Genomic DNA, 16,256 nt, shown 5'->3' with positions numbered 1-16,256 from the left:
GTCAGATCTCCACCGTTTTCGGTTTGCGCGTATCGAGCCACAGCACGATCAGCACCCGCGTCACGTAAATTGCGGTGAACACCGACGTGATGATACCTAGCCCCAACGTCACGGAAAAGCCGCGCACCGGCCCGGAGCCGAGGCTGAACAGGATCACGGCCGCTATCAGGGTCGTGATGTTGGCATCGATGATAGCCGACAACGCCTTCTCGTAGCCCAGTTCAATCGCCCTGCCCGGCCGCTTGGCGGAGCGCAATTCCTCGCGTATCCGCTCAAACACCAAGACGTTGGCGTCGACCGCCATGCCGATCGTCAGAACAATACCAGCGATGCCGGGCAGTGTCAGAGTGGCACCGATGACGGACAGCAAGGCGAGAATCAGCGTTATGTTGATGATGAGGGCAATGTTGGCAAACAGGCCGAACAGGCCATAACTCAACACCATGAAGATCAGAACGGCGGCGAAGGCGACCATGCAGGCGATGCGTCCGGCATCGATACTGTCCTGCCCCAGTTCGGGCCCGACAGTTCGCTGCTCCAGTACCGACAATTCCGCCGGAAGTGCACCGGCCCGGAGGAGGATCGCCAAGCGCGTCGACTCCTCGACATCGAAATTGCCTGTGATGATTCCGGTGCCGCCGGGGATATGGCTCTGGATCACCGGTGCGGAAATGACTTCCTCATCCAGCACGATGGCGAACGGGTTGCCGATGTTTTCGGCGGTGTAGTTGCCAAACGCACGCCCGCCGGAAGGATTGAAGCGGAAGCTGACGGCAGGCCGGCCGTTCTGGTCGAACGCGGGCTGCGCATCTACCAGATCTTCCCCGGACACCACGGCGCGGCGTTCAACGATGTAGAACACACCCGGTTCGTCGACGCTGGGATAAACGACATTGCCCGTGCCCGGATTCGCACCACCATCGGCAGCCCGGCCGACGACGTGATGAAAGTCCAGCTTCGCGGTTGTACCCAGAAGCGCCAGCAATTCCTCGGCACTTCCGATGCCCGGAACCTGAATCAGGATCCGGTCTTCACCCTGCCGCTGGATCGTCGGTTCGCGCGTGCCGCTTTCATCGACACGGCGGCGGATGATTTCGAGGCTCTGCTCCATCGTCCGGTTGTCGGTCGCGATCTTCTCGGCCTCCGACAACGTGACCACAAGCTGGTCCCCATCGACCGTCACCGCGAAATCGCGCGCTCCAGCGCCCGTCAGCGAGATGACCGGCTGGGTCAGGCTGCGCACCTTTTCAAGTGCGACCGGCATCCCGGCTTCCTCACCAATCCGTACCCGCAGCTCGCCATTTTCGAGGCTTACCCGGCGAACGGTGCCGACGTCATCGCGGACGTCGCGCAGTCCGTCGCGGATTTCAGGCCAGAATCCCTCCAGCCTGTCGGCATAGACGTCTTCGACAGCCACCTCCACCAGCAGATGAGCACCTCCGCGCAAATCCAGCCCCAGGTTGACAACCTGGCTGGGCGCCCAGGATGGCCAACCGGCAAGTGCCTGTTCTTCTTCAGGTGTCAGCACCGCGCCGTTGGCCGCATCCGTCCGGGCGTCGTTGGCCTTTTCCACTGTCGCATAGAAGACGTTCGGCGCGGCCAGCACTATCCCTCCGAGACAGACAAGCCCGATCAGGATCTTCTTCCAGGTGGCGATCTCGGCCATTATTTCTTCACGGCCTCGGCAGGTTCTGTCTTGTTCATAACCTGAACGATGGTGGAGCGGACGATGCGCACCTTGACCTCGGGAGCGATCTCGACCTCGACCTCGCTGTCATCCTTCACCTTGGTGACCTTGCCGATCACACCGCCCTGGGTGACGACCTGGTCGCCGCGCCGCAGCGCTTTCACCATGGCCGTATGTTCCTTCATCTTCTTCTGCTGAGGTCGGATCATCAGGAAATACATGATCGCAAAGATCAGGATGATGGGTATGAACCCGGCGATGCCACCAGCGGCGGAACCTCCGGCGGCCTGTGCGTAGGCGGGGCTTGCAAACATCTTTACGTCCTCTTCAAACAGCCTGCGTGCCGGGCCGCGAGTCTTACCCGGCCCGAAGTTTGGCGGACCCTACTTGAGCCAATGCCCCCCCGCAAGGCAGGTTTTCGGTCCGTGTTCTTCGCTCACCTAGGCACGATTTAGTCGGACGAAAAGGGGCAGGTCAGTCGACACTGTTAACCGGATGCGTTTATCGGTATACCCTGCCCCGACAAAGCGGGTGGCCTACACCACCTCTTAATCCGAATCTCAGAGACACGCGCCATGCACGACATCAAATCCATACGAGAGAACCCAAAGGCCTTCGACGCAGCGCTGGCGCGCCGGGGAGAGGAAGGCTGGGCCGACGACCTGCTGATGATCGACCGACATCGGAGGGAGGCGATCCAGATCGCCGAGGAAGCGCAGGCCGAAGCAAACAAGGCATCCAAGGAAGCTGGCGCGGCCAAGGGTCGCGGCGACGATGCGGAGTTCGAGCGCCTGCGCGCCTTCGTGGCAGAGAAGAAGCAGGAAAAGGCGGAGCGGGAGGAGAAAGCCCGGATCGAAGAAGCGCAGATGGAGCAGATCCTGATGACTCTGCCTAATCTGCCGATGGACGATGTACCTGATGGCGCAGACGAAAATGACAATGTGGAGCTGCACCGCTGGGGAAACCCGCGCAGTTTCTCCTTCACGCCGAGGGAACATTACGAAGTACCTGGCGCGGTCAGCGGACTCGACTTCGAAACTGCGGCGAAGCTCTCCGGCTCCCGCTTCGTGGTGCTGCGCGGTGCCATGGTGCGCCTGCACCGGGCGCTGGCCCAGTTCATGCTCGACACCCACGTTGACCGCAACGGCCTGACGGAAACATGGACGCCTGTGCTCGTGCGTGACGAGGCCATGCTCGGAACCGGTCAGTTGCCGAAATTCGAGGAAGACAGCTATCGCACCACCAACGGCTGGTGGCTGATCCCGACATCGGAGGTGACGCTGACAAACACGGTTGCCGGTGAAATTCTCGCCGCCAGCCAGTTGCCACTGCGGATGACAGCCCACAGTCAATGCTTCCGTTCCGAGGCTGGAAGCGCAGGCAAGGACACCGCCGGAATGCTGCGCCAGCACCAGTTCGAAAAGGTGGAAATGGTTTCCATCACGAAACCCGAGGACAGCCGCGTGGAACTCGACCGGATGACGAAATGCGCGGAGGGCATACTGGAGGCGCTCGAAATCCCCTACCGCACCATCGTGCTGTGCACCGGCGACATGGGATTCGGCGCCCGGCGCACCCATGACATCGAGGCATGGTTGCCCGGCCAGAACACGTATCGCGAGATTTCTTCCTGCTCCGTCTGCGGTGATTTTCAGGCGCGGCGGATGAACGCACGCTACCGGCCGACACCAGATGCAAAGCCGGAGTTCGTCCATACGCTGAACGGCTCGGGCCTGGCCGTTGGCCGTTGCCTGATCGCGGTGGTGGAGAACTATCAGCAGGAAGACGGCTCAATCCTGATCCCCGACGTGCTGCGCCCCTACATGGGCAATGCCGCGATGATCAGTGCGGAGGGCGCGTTGGTCCAACAGGGTGTCGCAACCGACAAGCGCACGGCCTGAATGATCGGGCGCTGGGCCGACGCCCGCGCCCGATGGTAACCTCATCCTTGAAAGCCTGGCTTATCCACATCGCTATCGGCGAACCTCACCTCCCGAGGCACCGCAACACCGCCGGCAGCTGCTCCGGCAGGTCTTCGGCGATGAGGCCCGGCCCGAAATGAAGGGCGCATTCAACATGCAGCCATGCGGCGGCCTCCGCGGCCTCCTGCGGGTCGAAGCCACGTGCCAACAGACCGGTGATGAATCCGGCCAGCACGTCACCGGAGCCGGCAGTCGCCAACCACGGTGCCGCCCGCTCGTAATGCGCCGAGTTCAGGGCACAGCGCCCATCCGGCGACGCGATTACTGTGTCCGCCCCCTTAAATAGCACCACGCATCCCGCCCGCGCCGCGGCCTGCCTGCAGGCATCCACCTTGGAATAGGCCGGTCCGTCGGTGGCAGGCATCCCGAGTTTCTCCGCGATATCGGGAAAGAGCCGCGCAAACTCGCCGCCATGTGGTGTCAGCACACACTTCTCATGCATTACCGCGAACGGGTCTTCCTCCTGCGATAATACGGTGAGCGCATCCGCATCCAGCACAGTATTCCGCCCCGCCGCTAACGCTGCATGGACAAGATCGCGCGTATCGCAATTCACGCCCATACCGGGCCCGAGACAGAGCGCGTTTATCCGCTTGTCCTCCAGCACCTTCGTCAGCGCCGCCGCATTTACGATCTCGCGTATCATGATGGCATTGAGCTGTGCCGCGTGCTCCTGAACTGCATCCGGACGAACACAAACAGTTACCAGTCCCGCCCCGATCCGCACCGCCCCGCGCGCAGCAAGACGGGCCGCACCGCCTTGGCCCGATGGTCCGGAAAACACCAGAGCGTGACCGAACGCATACTTGTGCGATGAATCTTGCTTCCACGCGCTCCGCAACAGGGCAGGAACATGATTGTCCTTGACTGAGCTTGCAGACACCAGATGGACGGTCCGGCTCTCTGCCGGACGCCCTTCAAGGCCAATGCTCTTGGTGAAGAGATGACCACAGGCGCGTGGACCAACCCCACACAAATGGCCAACGAATGGCACATGGAAGGTCACGGTCAGATTCGCCTGTATGCAGCTGTCCAGCGGATTTTCCTGCTCGTAACCGGGATACATCCCGGTGTCAGAATGCATCCCGCTCGGCACGTCGATGCTGATGATCGAGGGAGCCACGGAACTGTCTCGACGGGACGCAGCTTGAAAGAAGTTGAGTTCGTTCTGGGTACCGCCAAGGGTCGTAAATGGCCTTGCGAGGCCGGAGCCGAACAGAGCATCCACCACGATTTTTGTATCAGGATTTCGCTTTACATAATCCTCCAGAAACTCGTCTTGGATTGGAGAAATCTCCCCCATCTCCCGCCACCGCCGGCAATTGGTCGCGGCATCCGGCGGCAGCTTTGGCTCATCGCCGTAAAGAAACACATCCACGTCCCAGCCGCGCTCCTTCAGCAGCCGCGCCACCACGAACCCGTCGCCGCCGTTGTTGCCCGGACCGCACAGCACCACGGCGCGGTGCGGCGCCGTGGTAAGCTCCGGCCGCCATTCCAGCACCGCCTCCACCACGCCGCGCCCGGCCCGCTCCATCAGCTCCAGCCCCGTCACGGCACCGCTCTCGATCGCTGCCCGCTCGATGCCGCGCATCTGCGCCGCCGTCAGAAGTTCCGTCATGCGTCGCTTCTCACCCCGCCCAGTTCCCGGTCACAATGCACAAAAATTAGGCACATATCCGAAATTTCCCTTCACCCCCAACTTCTGGCTAGACTAGCCATTGGACTCACCTCGCACGAGGTGTTTTCTCGCGAAAACATCAGTTTTGGCGCAGGCCACAAAGGCATCACCCTGGGGGAAGCGAAGAATGAAGAAGATCGAAGCCATCATCAAACCCTTCAAACTGGATGAGGTCAAAGAAGCGCTGCAGGAAATCGGCGTGCAGGGCCTCTCCGTCATCGAAGCGAAGGGTTTCGGCCGCCAGAAGGGCCATACCGAACTTTACCGCGGCGCCGAATATGTCGTCGACTTCCTGCCCAAGGTGAAGATCGAGGTCGTGATTTCCGACGAACTCGTGGACTCCGCCATTTCCGCCATCGTTGACGCCGCCAAGACCGGCAAGATCGGTGACGGCAAGATCTTCGTTTCAGACATCTCGCAGGCGATCCGCATCCGCACAGGGGAAGACGGCGCCGACGCGCTCTGACGCCATTCCAGCAATCGGGTCACGGCGCGGTGTGGTGCGCGCCCTGCCCCGCCAAGAACCCCAACCACAACAATAGGGACAGACATATGAGCGATAACAAATCCGTTGTAGCCATGATCAAGGATGAGGAGATCGAGTACGTCGATATCCGCTTCACCGATCCCCGTGGCAAGCTGCAGCACGTCACAGTGATTGCAGACGAGGTCGATGAGGACTTCCTCGAAGAAGGCTTCATGTTCGATGGTTCGTCCATCGCCGGCTGGAAAGCGATCAACGAATCCGACATGAAACTGATGCCGGATGCTGACAGCGCCTATCTCGATCCTTTCTACGCGGAGAAAACGCTCTGCCTGCATTGCTCCATTGTCGAGCCGGACACGGGCGAAGACTACGGTCGCGATCCCCGCTCGACCGCCGAGCGCGCGGAAGCCTACCTTATCTCCTCCGGCATTGGTGATACTTCATATTTCGGCCCGGAAGCGGAATTCTTCCTGTTCGATGACGTCAAATTCTCCAATTCCATCAACAAGGTGGGATACGAAGTTGACGCCGCCGATGCATCCTGGAACACCGGCACCGACTACGAGATGGGCAACATGGGTCACCGCCCTGGTGTCAAGGGTGGCTACTTCCCCGTGAACCCGACGGATGCCGCCGTCGATCTCCGCTCCGAAATGCTTTCGACTATGAAACGCATGGGCATGAAGGTCGACAAGCACCACCACGAAGTGGCCTCCTGCCAGCACGAACTCGGCCTGATCTTCGGATCGCTGACCAAACAGGCGGACGAACTTCAGAAATACAAGTACGTCATCCACAACGTCGCGCATGCCTACGGCAAGTCCGCGACCTTCATGCCGAAACCGATCGCAGGCGATAACGGCACGGGCATGCACGTGAACATGTCGATCTGGAAAGACGGCAAGCCGCTGTTTGCCGGCGACAAATATGCCGACCTTTCTGACGAGGCCCTTTGGTTCATCGGCGGTATCCTGAAGCACGCGAAAGCACTGAACGCCTTCACCAACCCGTCCACGAACTCCTACAAACGCCTGATCCCGGGCTTTGAAGCCCCGGTTCTGCGCGCGTATTCCGCCCGCAACCGCTCCGGCTGCGTGCGTATCCCGTGGGCCGAGTCTCCGAAGGCGAAGCGCGTGGAAGCCCGCTTCCCGGACCCGTCCTCCAACCCCTATCTCTGCTTCGCAGCCCTGCTGATGGCTGGTCTCGATGGCATCAAGAACAAGATCGACCCAGGTCCGGCCAACGACAAGGATCTCTACGATCTCCCGCCGGAAGAACTGGCCGAAATCCCGACCGTTTGCGCGTCGCTGCGCGAAGCCTTGACGGAACTGGAAGCCGATCACGAGTTCCTGCTCGCCGGCGATGTCTTCTCCAAAGACCAGATCGAGGGTTACATGGAACTGAAATGGGAAGAGGTGTATGCCTACGAGCACACGCCGCACCCCATCGAGTTCCAGATGTACTACAGCTGCTGAATCAGCGTTGACAGGTCCGAAAGGGCCGAAGAACCGGAGGCCGCCAGCGATGGCGGCCTTTTTTCATGCGCGAACCGATCAATGCGACCTTCACTCAAACTTGAGATTTTAACCTATTGAGATTAAACCGAAAAAATTATCTCTCTTGCTCGCGAAACTGCCAACTCACATGCGCCTAGCCGGCATGAAAAAGCCCGGCGCACTGGCCAGGCTACAGAGATGTTGGGAGATTTGTATTGGCGAGACACCTCGCCAGGCATCTCTCGTCAGAGTTTCTTCTTCATCGGCACAACATTGTGCAGCCGGTGGTAGGGTGCCTTCCGGACGAATGCGTCCACATCCACCCGTACTTCCTGTCGTCTGGGTCCGCGCAGCATCAACAAGCCGCCGAAACCGGCGAAGGCGCTTGTCGCAGCAATCACCAGCAGAATGGTACCCTGAGATCCGCTGAAGGCTTCAATCATGTTCGGCTCCTCTTCTGATCCTTAATATAGGGCATCCGCCGCCATCTTTCCAGCCGAAGTCTTTCAAATCCGTAAATCGGCGGTGGCTGTCTTAGTCAACTCCAGCAAGCTCTCGGTATCCTCCCGTTCACGCGCGAAGCGCCGGTAGCGTTTGCTGCCCTTCAGCCGCCCGGCCGTCACGACCGCACCCATCGCCAACGGTAGCGCGATGGCCAGGATGACACCGCCGCCCGTAACGACGCCACCGATCGCGGCGCCGGCGCCTGCAAGCAGCGCTCCGCCGGAAACCCGCTGCCCCCATTTGCCATAGATATCGTCGATATCCCGCTCCAGCCCCTCCGCCTCTCGCAAACGCGCCACTCTCTCGGCCAGCAGGTCCGCCACCGCGTAACCGATCTCCCGCGTGTTCGCCTCGGCGATACGTGACAGCAGGATCTGCCGTTCCCGGCGCGACGTGCAGACTTCATTCACCAGCGCCCGTAGCGACGCCGTGTCCACGTCCTCGCCCAGAGACATTGCCCGCGCATAGGAAACGAGTGCCAGCGCCTTGCCCGGCGGTTCGATGGCGGCCTCGGTCATTGACCCATTCTCCGTGCTGACAGACCAACGGTACCGAAGCACAGGCACGTCATCATCGCAATTCCAACTCGGTTCCCACCGCCAGATGATCCGAGCCAAACGCACCCAGCAGCTGCGAACGCGCCCGGACACCCTCGGGCACCAGCACGTGATCCAGCGGCAAGCCAGGCCAGAGGTCAGGCCGGCGAAAACTCAGCCGCAGCCCCGGTACCACCCGCGTCCGGCTGGCACGGGCGATCCTCTGCACGCTTGCGCCCCACGGTACCATGTTGAAATCGCCAGCGATGATCATCCGGCCCTCTTGCCCGGCCACAACACCAGCGACCTTCGCCGCCTGTCGTGCCTGCTGGTGCGGCCAGGGCCAAGGCAGATGCGCACTGCCAAAACTGAATGGGCCGGCCGAAGTTTGCAGCGGCACCAACAGGAACCCCTGCCCCCGCTCGCACAAGGCTGGCCCCGCCAGTGGCAGCCGGGAAAGGACCGCGACACCCCCGACCGTTCCGAAAGCGCAGAGTTCGGCAACGTCATAACCGGACGACAGCATTTCAAAAACCGGCAGTGTCGTTTCCGACACCTCCTGCAGGATTACGACATCGGCATCGAAGGCCCGCACGCCACCGACCACCGCCGCAGCCTCGGCGTTGGTAAAGCGAAGGTTCTGGCTGTAGAGACGCAGGTCGACGGATTGCGGCACTTCCATCGGCCACCAGGTGACCCAGCTTGCGGCAACGGCGACCAGCGCGGCCGCCATGGCCACCGCCACCGCCGCACGGGCCCGCAGGAGCACCCCGATCCCCGACAAGGCAACAAGGCCCATCAACAATTGCACCCGGAAAGCGGCAAGCGAATCTCCGGCCGGATGCAACCATCCGCCCATACCGGCCAGCACGGCGCACGTCCCGCCAATGGCGAGCAACAACGCCAAACGCCTCAACCCGGTGATCATCCCTGCCCCTGCCCCCTGCCTCATGGTTCCGCGTCCCTGTTCCGGTGGGCAACCACGGCTTCCATCAAGCAGAGCGCGGCGGGCAAGGCAAGTCCGACCGCGCCGGCGGTGGTGCGGCGCGGAAAATCGGGTTATACTCCGGCCACCGTTCCGCAGGGAGTGTCAACCATGCCGGGCAAGGCCATACCCACGGCCCCGCGCCGAGCCAGCGGCACGGACGATTTGACCTTCGTGCGCCAGCTTCAGGCCTTGGGCCATCCCTTTGTCGCCAACAGTTTCGGCCTCGTCTTCGCCTTCAGTCACGCGCATTTGCAGTATTTCCTGACCGATGATGCCACCCGGCAACTTGAACTCGATATCCTGCAGATGCAGGAGATCACCGCCGGCCCGCTGCACGAGTTCATCGACCATTCCCTGCTCTTTTCCAACGGTGAGGTCCACAGGCGCCGACGCACGCCGCTCGCCCGCGCTTTCGCTTTCCCACTGATGGACGCTCTCCGGCCCGCGGTCCGGCAGGAGGCGCAGGCCCTTATCCGACCGTTGATAGGAAAGGGACCAACGCCATTTCTGGAAGCCGTCGCCGGACCGTTCCCGGCCCGCATCGTCGCCGGGATACTCGGCCTGCCGGACGCGGACATTCCGGCCTTCACCCGCCGCGTCTACAGCGCCATCCGTGGGCTCTCCATCCAGCGGTCCGAAAACATCGCCGCGACAACCGAGGATACCCGCCACCTTCTGGCCTATGTTGCCGAACTGCTGGCGGACAGACGCCGGACGCCGCAAGACGACTTTCTTTCCCAGTATGTCGCCCGCACCGCCGAAAGCCCGCTCAGTGAAGCCGAAGTTCGTGCCCAGATCGTCACGCTGATCCTCGCCGGATCGGATACGACCCGTGCGGCCCTGACGGCCATTCTGTCGCGGTTGCTTCATACGCCAGATCAGTGGAGCCTGCTGAAGGATGATCCGGACAGGCACCTGCAGGGCGCTGTCGCCGAGGGGTTGAGGCTGGAGCCAGTTATCGGTTCCTACGCCCGTGTCACCACCCGGCAACTGGAATTGGAGGGCTACCATCTGCCAGCGGGTACGATCGTCGGTCCGCTCAGCCTGACGGCACTACGCGATCCGGAGATCTATGCCGACCCCGATACGATGGACATCACTCGCAGAGACCATCCGCGCCTTCACCCGATTTTCGGAGCCGGCCCTCACCGATGCCTCGGCGAGGCGCTCGCCCGCATCGAACTGGAAGAGGCTCTGCGGGTCATCGCGACCGAGGCTCCGGAAACGACATGCATCGGCCCGCCCGCCGAATTGCGCGGCCTCGGCGCTGTGCGCGAGGTCGTTGGCATGACGGTCGAGTTCGCGGCCTGAGCGGTGACATGAGTCTCACGACTCTGCGACGAACGGGTCTGACCCATTGCAGCGCCGGACCCTCCGCCTCCATATGAAAGCGGCACAGAAACCGGAAGGCTCCCCCATGGCCACTGAAAGCTTCACCTTTGCCGGCCATTCAGGCCACGATCTCGCCGCGAGGCTCGACCTGCCGGAAGGCACGCCGGTAGCTACGGCGATCTTTGCCCATTGCTTCACCTGTTCCAAGGACATCCCTGCATCGCGCCGGATCGCCAAGCGCCTGGCCGCAATGGGCGTCGCGGTGTTGCGCTTCGACTTCACCGGTCTCGGCCATTCCGGCGGAGAGTTCGCCAATACCCACTTCTCGTCCAATGTCGAGGATCTTCTGCAGGCGGCCGCTGCCCTGAAGGACCGTGGCCAGGCGCCTGCGATACTCATCGGCCATTCCCTTGGCGGTGCGGCCGTTCTGAAGGCGGCGGCGAACCTGCCTTCGGTCAAGGCCGTCGTCACCATCGGCGCTCCGGCCGATCCCTCCCATGTCACGCACAATTTCGGCGATGCCCTGCCAGATATTGTCGAGGCCGGCGAAGCTGAAGTCGCGCTTGCCGGCCGGCCCTTTACCATCCGGAAGAGCTTTCTCGACGATATCGCCCGCTCGGAACTCACCCCCGCGATCCGGGATTTGCGCAAGGCGCTGCTCGTCCTCCATTCGCCGGTGGATGATACGGTTGGCATCGAGAACGCATCGGAAATCTTCATGGCGGCGCGGCATCCCAAGAGTTTCGTTACCCTCGATAACGCCGACCACCTGCTCACCAGCCCCCGTGACGCCGATTACGCGGCCGAGGTGATTTCCGCCTGGGTTCGCCGCTATTTGCGAATCACGCCACCGGCAGCACCGATCGGCGCGCCGGAGGGCGTGGTGCGGGTGTCGGAGGTCTCTCCCAACGCTTTCCAGCAGAACATCTCTGCCGGCCCGCGCCATTTCACCCGTGCGGATGAGCCAAAGGCGTTCGGAGGCAATGATGCAGGGATGTCCCCCTACCAGTTCCTGTCCGCGGGTCTCGGCGCCTGCACCTCTATGACGATCCGGATGTATGCCCGCCGAAAGAACTGGCCGTTGGAGGACATTCAGGTCGATGTTGTCCACAACAGCATTCACGCCAGCGATTGTGAACATTGTCAGAGCACGGACGGCATGATCGACGCGTTCGAGCGTCGCATAACCCTTTCGGGCCCGCTAAGTGACGACCAACGCGCCCGCCTACTGGAAATCGCCAACAAATGTCCTGTGCATCGCACTCTTGAGGGCGAGGTCGCGATCCGTACGAGCCTGGCCCCAGCCTGAGCCCCCTCACCTTTTCTTGAGGCGCCAAGGAACCTTCTCGCGGATGCCGCGTTTTGAGGGTGCCCGTCCCGAAACGTTTGCAGACTTCATCGGGACGGGCGTGTGAATGAAACATCCACAGGAGGAGCCTACAATGAAAACGCTCATCTATGCTACCACCGCGATCGCCAGCCTCGGCCTGGCCTCCGGCGCCATGGCGCAGTCCACCGACATGGACTCGACCGAAATCGAAGCTGAGGCATCCACAACCATGGAATCCGAAGCTCCGGCGGAAATCGAAGCTGAAGGCTCCACAGTGGTGGAAACCGAAACCCCCGACGCTGATGTCGAAGACCCGGCTGTTGCCGAAGGTGACGCACCCGCCGCGGATATGAATGACCCGGCGGTTGCCGAAAGCGACGCACCCGCCGCTGATATCGAAGATCCGACCGTTGCCGAAGGTGACGTGACCGAGCCGACCGATACGATGGCAGACGATACCGGTATCTTCGCGCGCGACGATGCAATGGGTGTCGAAACGCCTGAAACAGGCTTCTATGAAGCTGACAACTCGATGCTGACGGCCAACAACTTCATCAATGCGATGATCTACCCGTCCGCTGATGACAACGCGTCCAGCATCGGTGACGTGAACGATATCGTTCTTACTCAGGATGGCCGCGTTGCAGCCGTGATCGTCGGTGTCGGTGGTTTCCTCGGTATCGGTGAAAAAGATGTCGCCGTGTCCATGGACAAACTGGAATGGCGCGTGAACGAAAACCAAGAGCGTCAGCTTGTTGCTTCCGTGACACGTGAACAGCTCGAAGCCGCACCTGAATTTGACCGTTCGGTGATCGGTACGGATGGTGAAGTACCTTCCGAAGACGTCGTGCAGTAATTACTGCCCTAATCACGCCAGCCGCAACCCGGCTGGCGTGATATAAGCTACCTACCGCCGCTATTGCGGATCGACGGGCCTGTAAAGCGCCCGTCGCTGGCTTTTCCGATCCCGTTCCTGCAGTGTGGAGAAGGGGCTCGATATCCGAAAGCCGAACGTAAAGTCATTATAGTATTCGTCTGTCCGGTAACGGTTCAGCGCCAGCGTCCATTCGGCAAAAAAACTTAAGGGCAATTCATTGGCTGCGAACTCCATCCCTACCGACCCCAGAACATCGATGTCATCTGCTGCGAGACCGAACCGGAAAGCCAGTTCATCCACGGGGTAGTAGGAAAATTCGGCCAGCGCGAAAGCCCCGACATCGCGGTTGTCGGCAAAGCCGCCCTCACCCGAAACCGCCTGGAGGCCTACCAGCCCGCGCGCAGACACCTTGCCCCATTCGCGCAGACCATAAACCATGCCTTCGGCTGTCATGTCGCCCCCGTCGTAGCCGCCGATACGCCCGCCAAATCCGACAGTAGAGGATCGCCACTGCCGGAAGCGCAGCGCCTCGAACTGCGCCTCAACAGGAAAATCTCCATCGAAAAAGCTGTTGCGCACTCCGAGTGACAGCGCAAAGCGGGAGCCGTAGCCGTCGTCGCCAAAGGTCAGGCCTGTCGTGTTGCGGATGATGTCGTTGTCGGTCCCACCGACGTTGTCTCTGGCGTAATACTGGAATGTGGTGTCGTAGAGCGGTCCAGCCAATGCCGGAGCGGCTCCTAGTGTCGCGCAAATCGTCGCGACGGCAGTCCTGATCTTCATGAGCGGGGTTCCCGGTTGCAGATACCTCCGCTCTAGCGTTTCACGCCGCGTAGGAGAACCCTTCGCGGCGCGAAACTTTCAGCCTTTGTTCATATTTTTCATCACCATGCCGACGATGCCCGTCAGTGCGCCACCGCCGACGGCCCCGCCGCCGATCTGGGCAATCAGGCTGCCGATGTCGAGCCCGGCCGTGGCATCTCCTCCGCCCATCATCCCTGCCAGAGCCGTGCCGCCAGCCACGCCGCCAATAGCACCGGAAAGCAGCTTCGGCAGCATGTTCATCGAAATCTGTTTCACGAGGTTGCCGACGACCCCGCCACCTACAGCGCCGGAAATTGCCTGAACAATCAGCGGAATTATCGTTTCCATAACTTGTCCCCCACATTCTGTTTTTTGTTTCGCGGCTCTACCGCCTGGCCAGCTTAGCATCCGGCGTTGAAAACTCATAAATATAAAAAAGCAAACCGCTGTCCGGAAAGCGTCGCGGCCACAATATCTTGTTCCATGATCCCGAACTGTGCCATAAGGATGGGAAAAGAGCAGTCCTCAATAATGGAGGCCCATAGAATGGCCGATGATATGTTCGCAGGCGACGATGCGGCACGTGAAGACGTCTATGATGCCAGTTCCATCGAGCATCTCGAGGGACTGGAGGCCGTCCGTCTGCGCCCCGGAATGTATATCGGCGGCACCGATGAGCGGGCGCTCCATCACCTCGTAGCGGAAGTGTTCGACAATGCGATGGACGAAGCCGTCGCCGGCCACGCCAGCCGCATCGAACTCGAACTGCACGCCGATAATTCCGTCACGGTCCGCGATAACGGCCGTGGCATTCCCGTCGATCCCTTTCCGAAATTTCCGGATCGTTCGACGCTGGAAGTGATCCTTTGCGAACTCCATGCCGGCGGCAAGTTTTCCGGCAAGGCCTATGAGACATCCGGCGGCCTGCACGGGGTTGGCATCTCCGTCGTCAACGCCCTGTCGGACAGCGTTCGCGTCGAAGTCGCCCGCGACCGCAAGCTCTACGCCCAGGAATTCTCCCGCGGGAAGCCGCTGGCCAAGCTGGCCGAAATCGGCGCAGCCCCGAACAGGCGGGGCACCACCGTCACCTTCCATCCAGACCCGCAGATCTTCGGCGCGGGCGCCCATTTGAAAGCGGCGAAGCTGATCCAGATGGCCCGCTCCAAGGCCTACCTCTATTCCGGTGTCGAGATTCGCTGGAAGGCCGCGCCGGAAGCGATCAAGGATGAAACGCCCTCGGAGGCGGTTTTCCACTTCCCCGGCGGCCTCTCGGAATACCTGACCGAACGGCTGGAGGGCGCGGCCACCTACGCCGAGAAGCCTTTCGCAGGCAAGGTGACCTTCGCCGACAAGTATCCTGGCACCAAGGGCTACGTCGAATGGGCCGTCAACTGGACACCGATGCGCGACGCCTTCGTCTCCAGCTACTGCAACACGATCCCAACGCCCGAGGGTGGCACCCACGAAACAGGGTTCTGGGCCGCGATCCTCAAGGGTATCAAGGCTTACGGTGAACTGACAGGCTTGAAGAAGGCCCAGCAGATCACCCGCGAAGACGTGCAGTATGGCGGCTCCGCATTGATCTCCGTCTTCATCGCGGATCCCGCATTCGTCGGCCAGACAAAGGACCGCCTCAGCACGCAGGAGGCCGCGCGCCTGGTGGAGAATTCCGTCCGCGATCGCTTCGACACATGGCTTGCCGCCGACACCAAATCTGCCGGTGCCATTCTCGATTACCTGATCCTCCGGGCCGAAGAACGCCTGCGCCGCCGTCAGGAGAAAGAAACCGCCCGCAAGACCGCCACAAAGAAACTGCGCCTGCCCGGAAAGCTGGTGGATTGCTCCACCGCCGCGCGCGGCGGCACCGAGTTGTTTCTTGTGGAGGGCGACAGCGCCGGCGGCTCCGCCAAAATGGCGCGGGACCGCAACACACAGGCGCTTCTGCCCTTGCGCGGCAAAATCCTCAACGTGCTCGGCGCGGCCTCGTCAAAGCTCAGCCAGAACACCGAACTCAACGACCTCTGCCAAGCACTCGGCACTGGTATGGGCACGCGCTTCAACGTGGAAGATCTGCGCTACGACAAGATCATCATCATGACCGATGCGGACGTCGACGGTGCCCATATCGCCGCCCTGCTGATGACCTTCTTTTTTACCCAGATGCGCCCTTTGATCGACAACGGCCATCTCTACCTCGCCTGCCCACCGCTGTTTCGCCTGACGCAGGGCGCGAAGTCCGCCTATGCAATGGACGACGCGGAGCGTGACCGCCTGCTGGAAACTGGCCTTGGCGCGCGCGGCAAGATCGAGACCAGCCGCTTCAAGGGCCTTGGCGAGATGAACGCCAAGGATCTGAAGGAGACGACGATGGACCCGAAGACGCGCAAGCTGATCCGCGTCGATGTCGATGAGTTCCAGCCGGGCGAAACCGCCGATCTCGTTGAGCGTCTGATGGGCAAGAAGCCGGAAGCGCGTTTCGATTACATCCAGGAGAATGCGAAATTTGTTGAATTGATCGACGTGTGACACGGCTCACTTAATAGATATCGCGATTCGTG

15 protein-coding genes are annotated in these 16,256 nt (G+C 61.3%); 7 read left to right on the top strand and 8 right to left on the bottom strand.

The features are described from left to right. Position 1 precedes the first annotated feature (1 nt). Both secD and yajC read right to left on the bottom strand, forming a co-directional pair. Positions 2-1,666 carry a protein translocase subunit SecD gene (gene secD / locus GO499_RS05895; protein ID WP_161861327.1) on the bottom strand — a complete coding sequence of 555 codons (1,665 nt, stop codon included), beginning with the start codon at positions 1,664-1,666 and terminating at the stop codon, positions 2-4. Continuing rightward, complete coding sequence (gene yajC / locus GO499_RS05890; RefSeq protein WP_161861326.1) at positions 1,666-2,001, bottom strand: preprotein translocase subunit YajC; 336 nt, start codon at positions 1,999-2,001, stop codon at positions 1,666-1,668. Before yajC ends, secD begins: the two co-directional genes overlap by 1 nt. A gap of 261 nt (positions 2,002-2,262) precedes the next feature. On the opposite strand from yajC, the gene serS reads away from it, so the two are divergent. After that, positions 2,263-3,588: a serine--tRNA ligase gene (gene serS / locus GO499_RS05885; RefSeq protein WP_161861325.1), complete on the top strand. Its 1,326-nt coding sequence runs from the start codon at positions 2,263-2,265 to the stop codon at positions 3,586-3,588. An 85-nt stretch (positions 3,589-3,673) separates the two neighbouring features. Here serS and GO499_RS05880 read toward each other — a convergent pair whose 3' ends face one another. Continuing rightward, positions 3,674-5,287: an NAD(P)H-hydrate dehydratase gene (locus GO499_RS05880; protein WP_161861324.1), complete on the bottom strand. Its 1,614-nt coding sequence runs from the start codon at positions 5,285-5,287 to the stop codon at positions 3,674-3,676. A 187-nt stretch (positions 5,288-5,474) separates the two neighbouring features. On the opposite strand from GO499_RS05880, the gene GO499_RS05875 reads away from it, so the two are divergent. Both GO499_RS05875 and glnA read left to right on the top strand, forming a co-directional pair. After that, complete coding sequence (locus GO499_RS05875) at positions 5,475-5,813, top strand: P-II family nitrogen regulator (protein WP_161861323.1); 339 nt, start codon at positions 5,475-5,477, stop codon at positions 5,811-5,813. An 86-nt stretch (positions 5,814-5,899) separates the two neighbouring features. Beyond that, entirely contained in the window at positions 5,900-7,309 is a 1,410-nt protein-coding gene (gene glnA, locus GO499_RS05870) for a type I glutamate--ammonia ligase (RefSeq protein ID WP_161861322.1), read from the top strand. Between the two features lie 266 nt (positions 7,310-7,575). Here glnA and GO499_RS05865 read toward each other — a convergent pair whose 3' ends face one another. The 3 genes from GO499_RS05865 to GO499_RS05855 form a co-directional block, all read right to left on the bottom strand. Beyond that, complete coding sequence (locus GO499_RS05865; RefSeq protein WP_161861321.1) at positions 7,576-7,773, bottom strand: hypothetical protein; 198 nt, start codon at positions 7,771-7,773, stop codon at positions 7,576-7,578. Between the two features lie 63 nt (positions 7,774-7,836). After that, positions 7,837-8,352, bottom strand: a complete 516-nt coding sequence (locus GO499_RS05860) for a hypothetical protein (protein ID WP_161861320.1) — start codon at positions 8,350-8,352, stop codon at positions 7,837-7,839. 52 nt (positions 8,353-8,404) lie between these two features. Continuing rightward, complete coding sequence (locus GO499_RS05855; RefSeq protein WP_161861319.1) at positions 8,405-9,322, bottom strand: endonuclease/exonuclease/phosphatase family protein; 918 nt, start codon at positions 9,320-9,322, stop codon at positions 8,405-8,407. A gap of 144 nt (positions 9,323-9,466) precedes the next feature. On the opposite strand from GO499_RS05855, the gene GO499_RS05850 reads away from it, so the two are divergent. The 3 genes from GO499_RS05850 (at position 9,467) to GO499_RS19660 (ending at position 12,876) form a co-directional block, all read left to right on the top strand. Then, positions 9,467-10,669, top strand: coding sequence for a cytochrome P450 (locus tag GO499_RS05850; protein ID WP_161861318.1), 1,203 nt, complete (start codon positions 9,467-9,469; stop codon positions 10,667-10,669). Between the two features lie 106 nt (positions 10,670-10,775). After that, positions 10,776-11,999, top strand: a complete 1,224-nt coding sequence (locus GO499_RS05845; protein ID WP_161861317.1) for a bifunctional alpha/beta hydrolase/OsmC family protein — start codon at positions 10,776-10,778, stop codon at positions 11,997-11,999. 133 nt (positions 12,000-12,132) lie between these two features. Then, positions 12,133-12,876, top strand: a complete 744-nt coding sequence (locus GO499_RS19660) for a PRC-barrel domain-containing protein (protein WP_284154907.1) — start codon at positions 12,133-12,135, stop codon at positions 12,874-12,876. A gap of 60 nt (positions 12,877-12,936) precedes the next feature. Here the strand turns inward: GO499_RS19660 and GO499_RS05835 are convergent, their stop codons facing one another. Next, entirely contained in the window at positions 12,937-13,677 is a 741-nt protein-coding gene (locus GO499_RS05835; RefSeq protein ID WP_161861316.1) for a hypothetical protein, read from the bottom strand. 78 nt (positions 13,678-13,755) lie between these two features. Continuing rightward, positions 13,756-14,046 carry a hypothetical protein gene (locus tag GO499_RS05830; RefSeq protein ID WP_161861315.1) on the bottom strand — a complete coding sequence of 97 codons (291 nt, stop codon included), beginning with the start codon at positions 14,044-14,046 and terminating at the stop codon, positions 13,756-13,758. A 198-nt stretch (positions 14,047-14,244) separates the two neighbouring features. On the opposite strand from GO499_RS05830, the gene parE reads away from it, so the two are divergent. After that, the gene (parE, locus tag GO499_RS05825) at positions 14,245-16,224 is read left to right on the top strand and encodes a DNA topoisomerase IV subunit B (protein ID WP_161861314.1); all 1,980 of its coding nucleotides are present in this window, start codon (positions 14,245-14,247) and stop codon (positions 16,222-16,224) included. The last annotated feature ends 32 nt before the right edge of the window (positions 16,225-16,256 follow it).

Source organism: Algicella marina (assembly GCF_009931615.1).
In the GTDB taxonomy this organism is placed as follows: domain Bacteria; phylum Pseudomonadota; class Alphaproteobacteria; order Rhodobacterales; family Rhodobacteraceae; genus Algicella; species Algicella marina.
The sequence above is the reverse complement of the archived record's forward strand: the minus strand, read 5'-3'. Positions and strand labels throughout refer to the sequence as shown.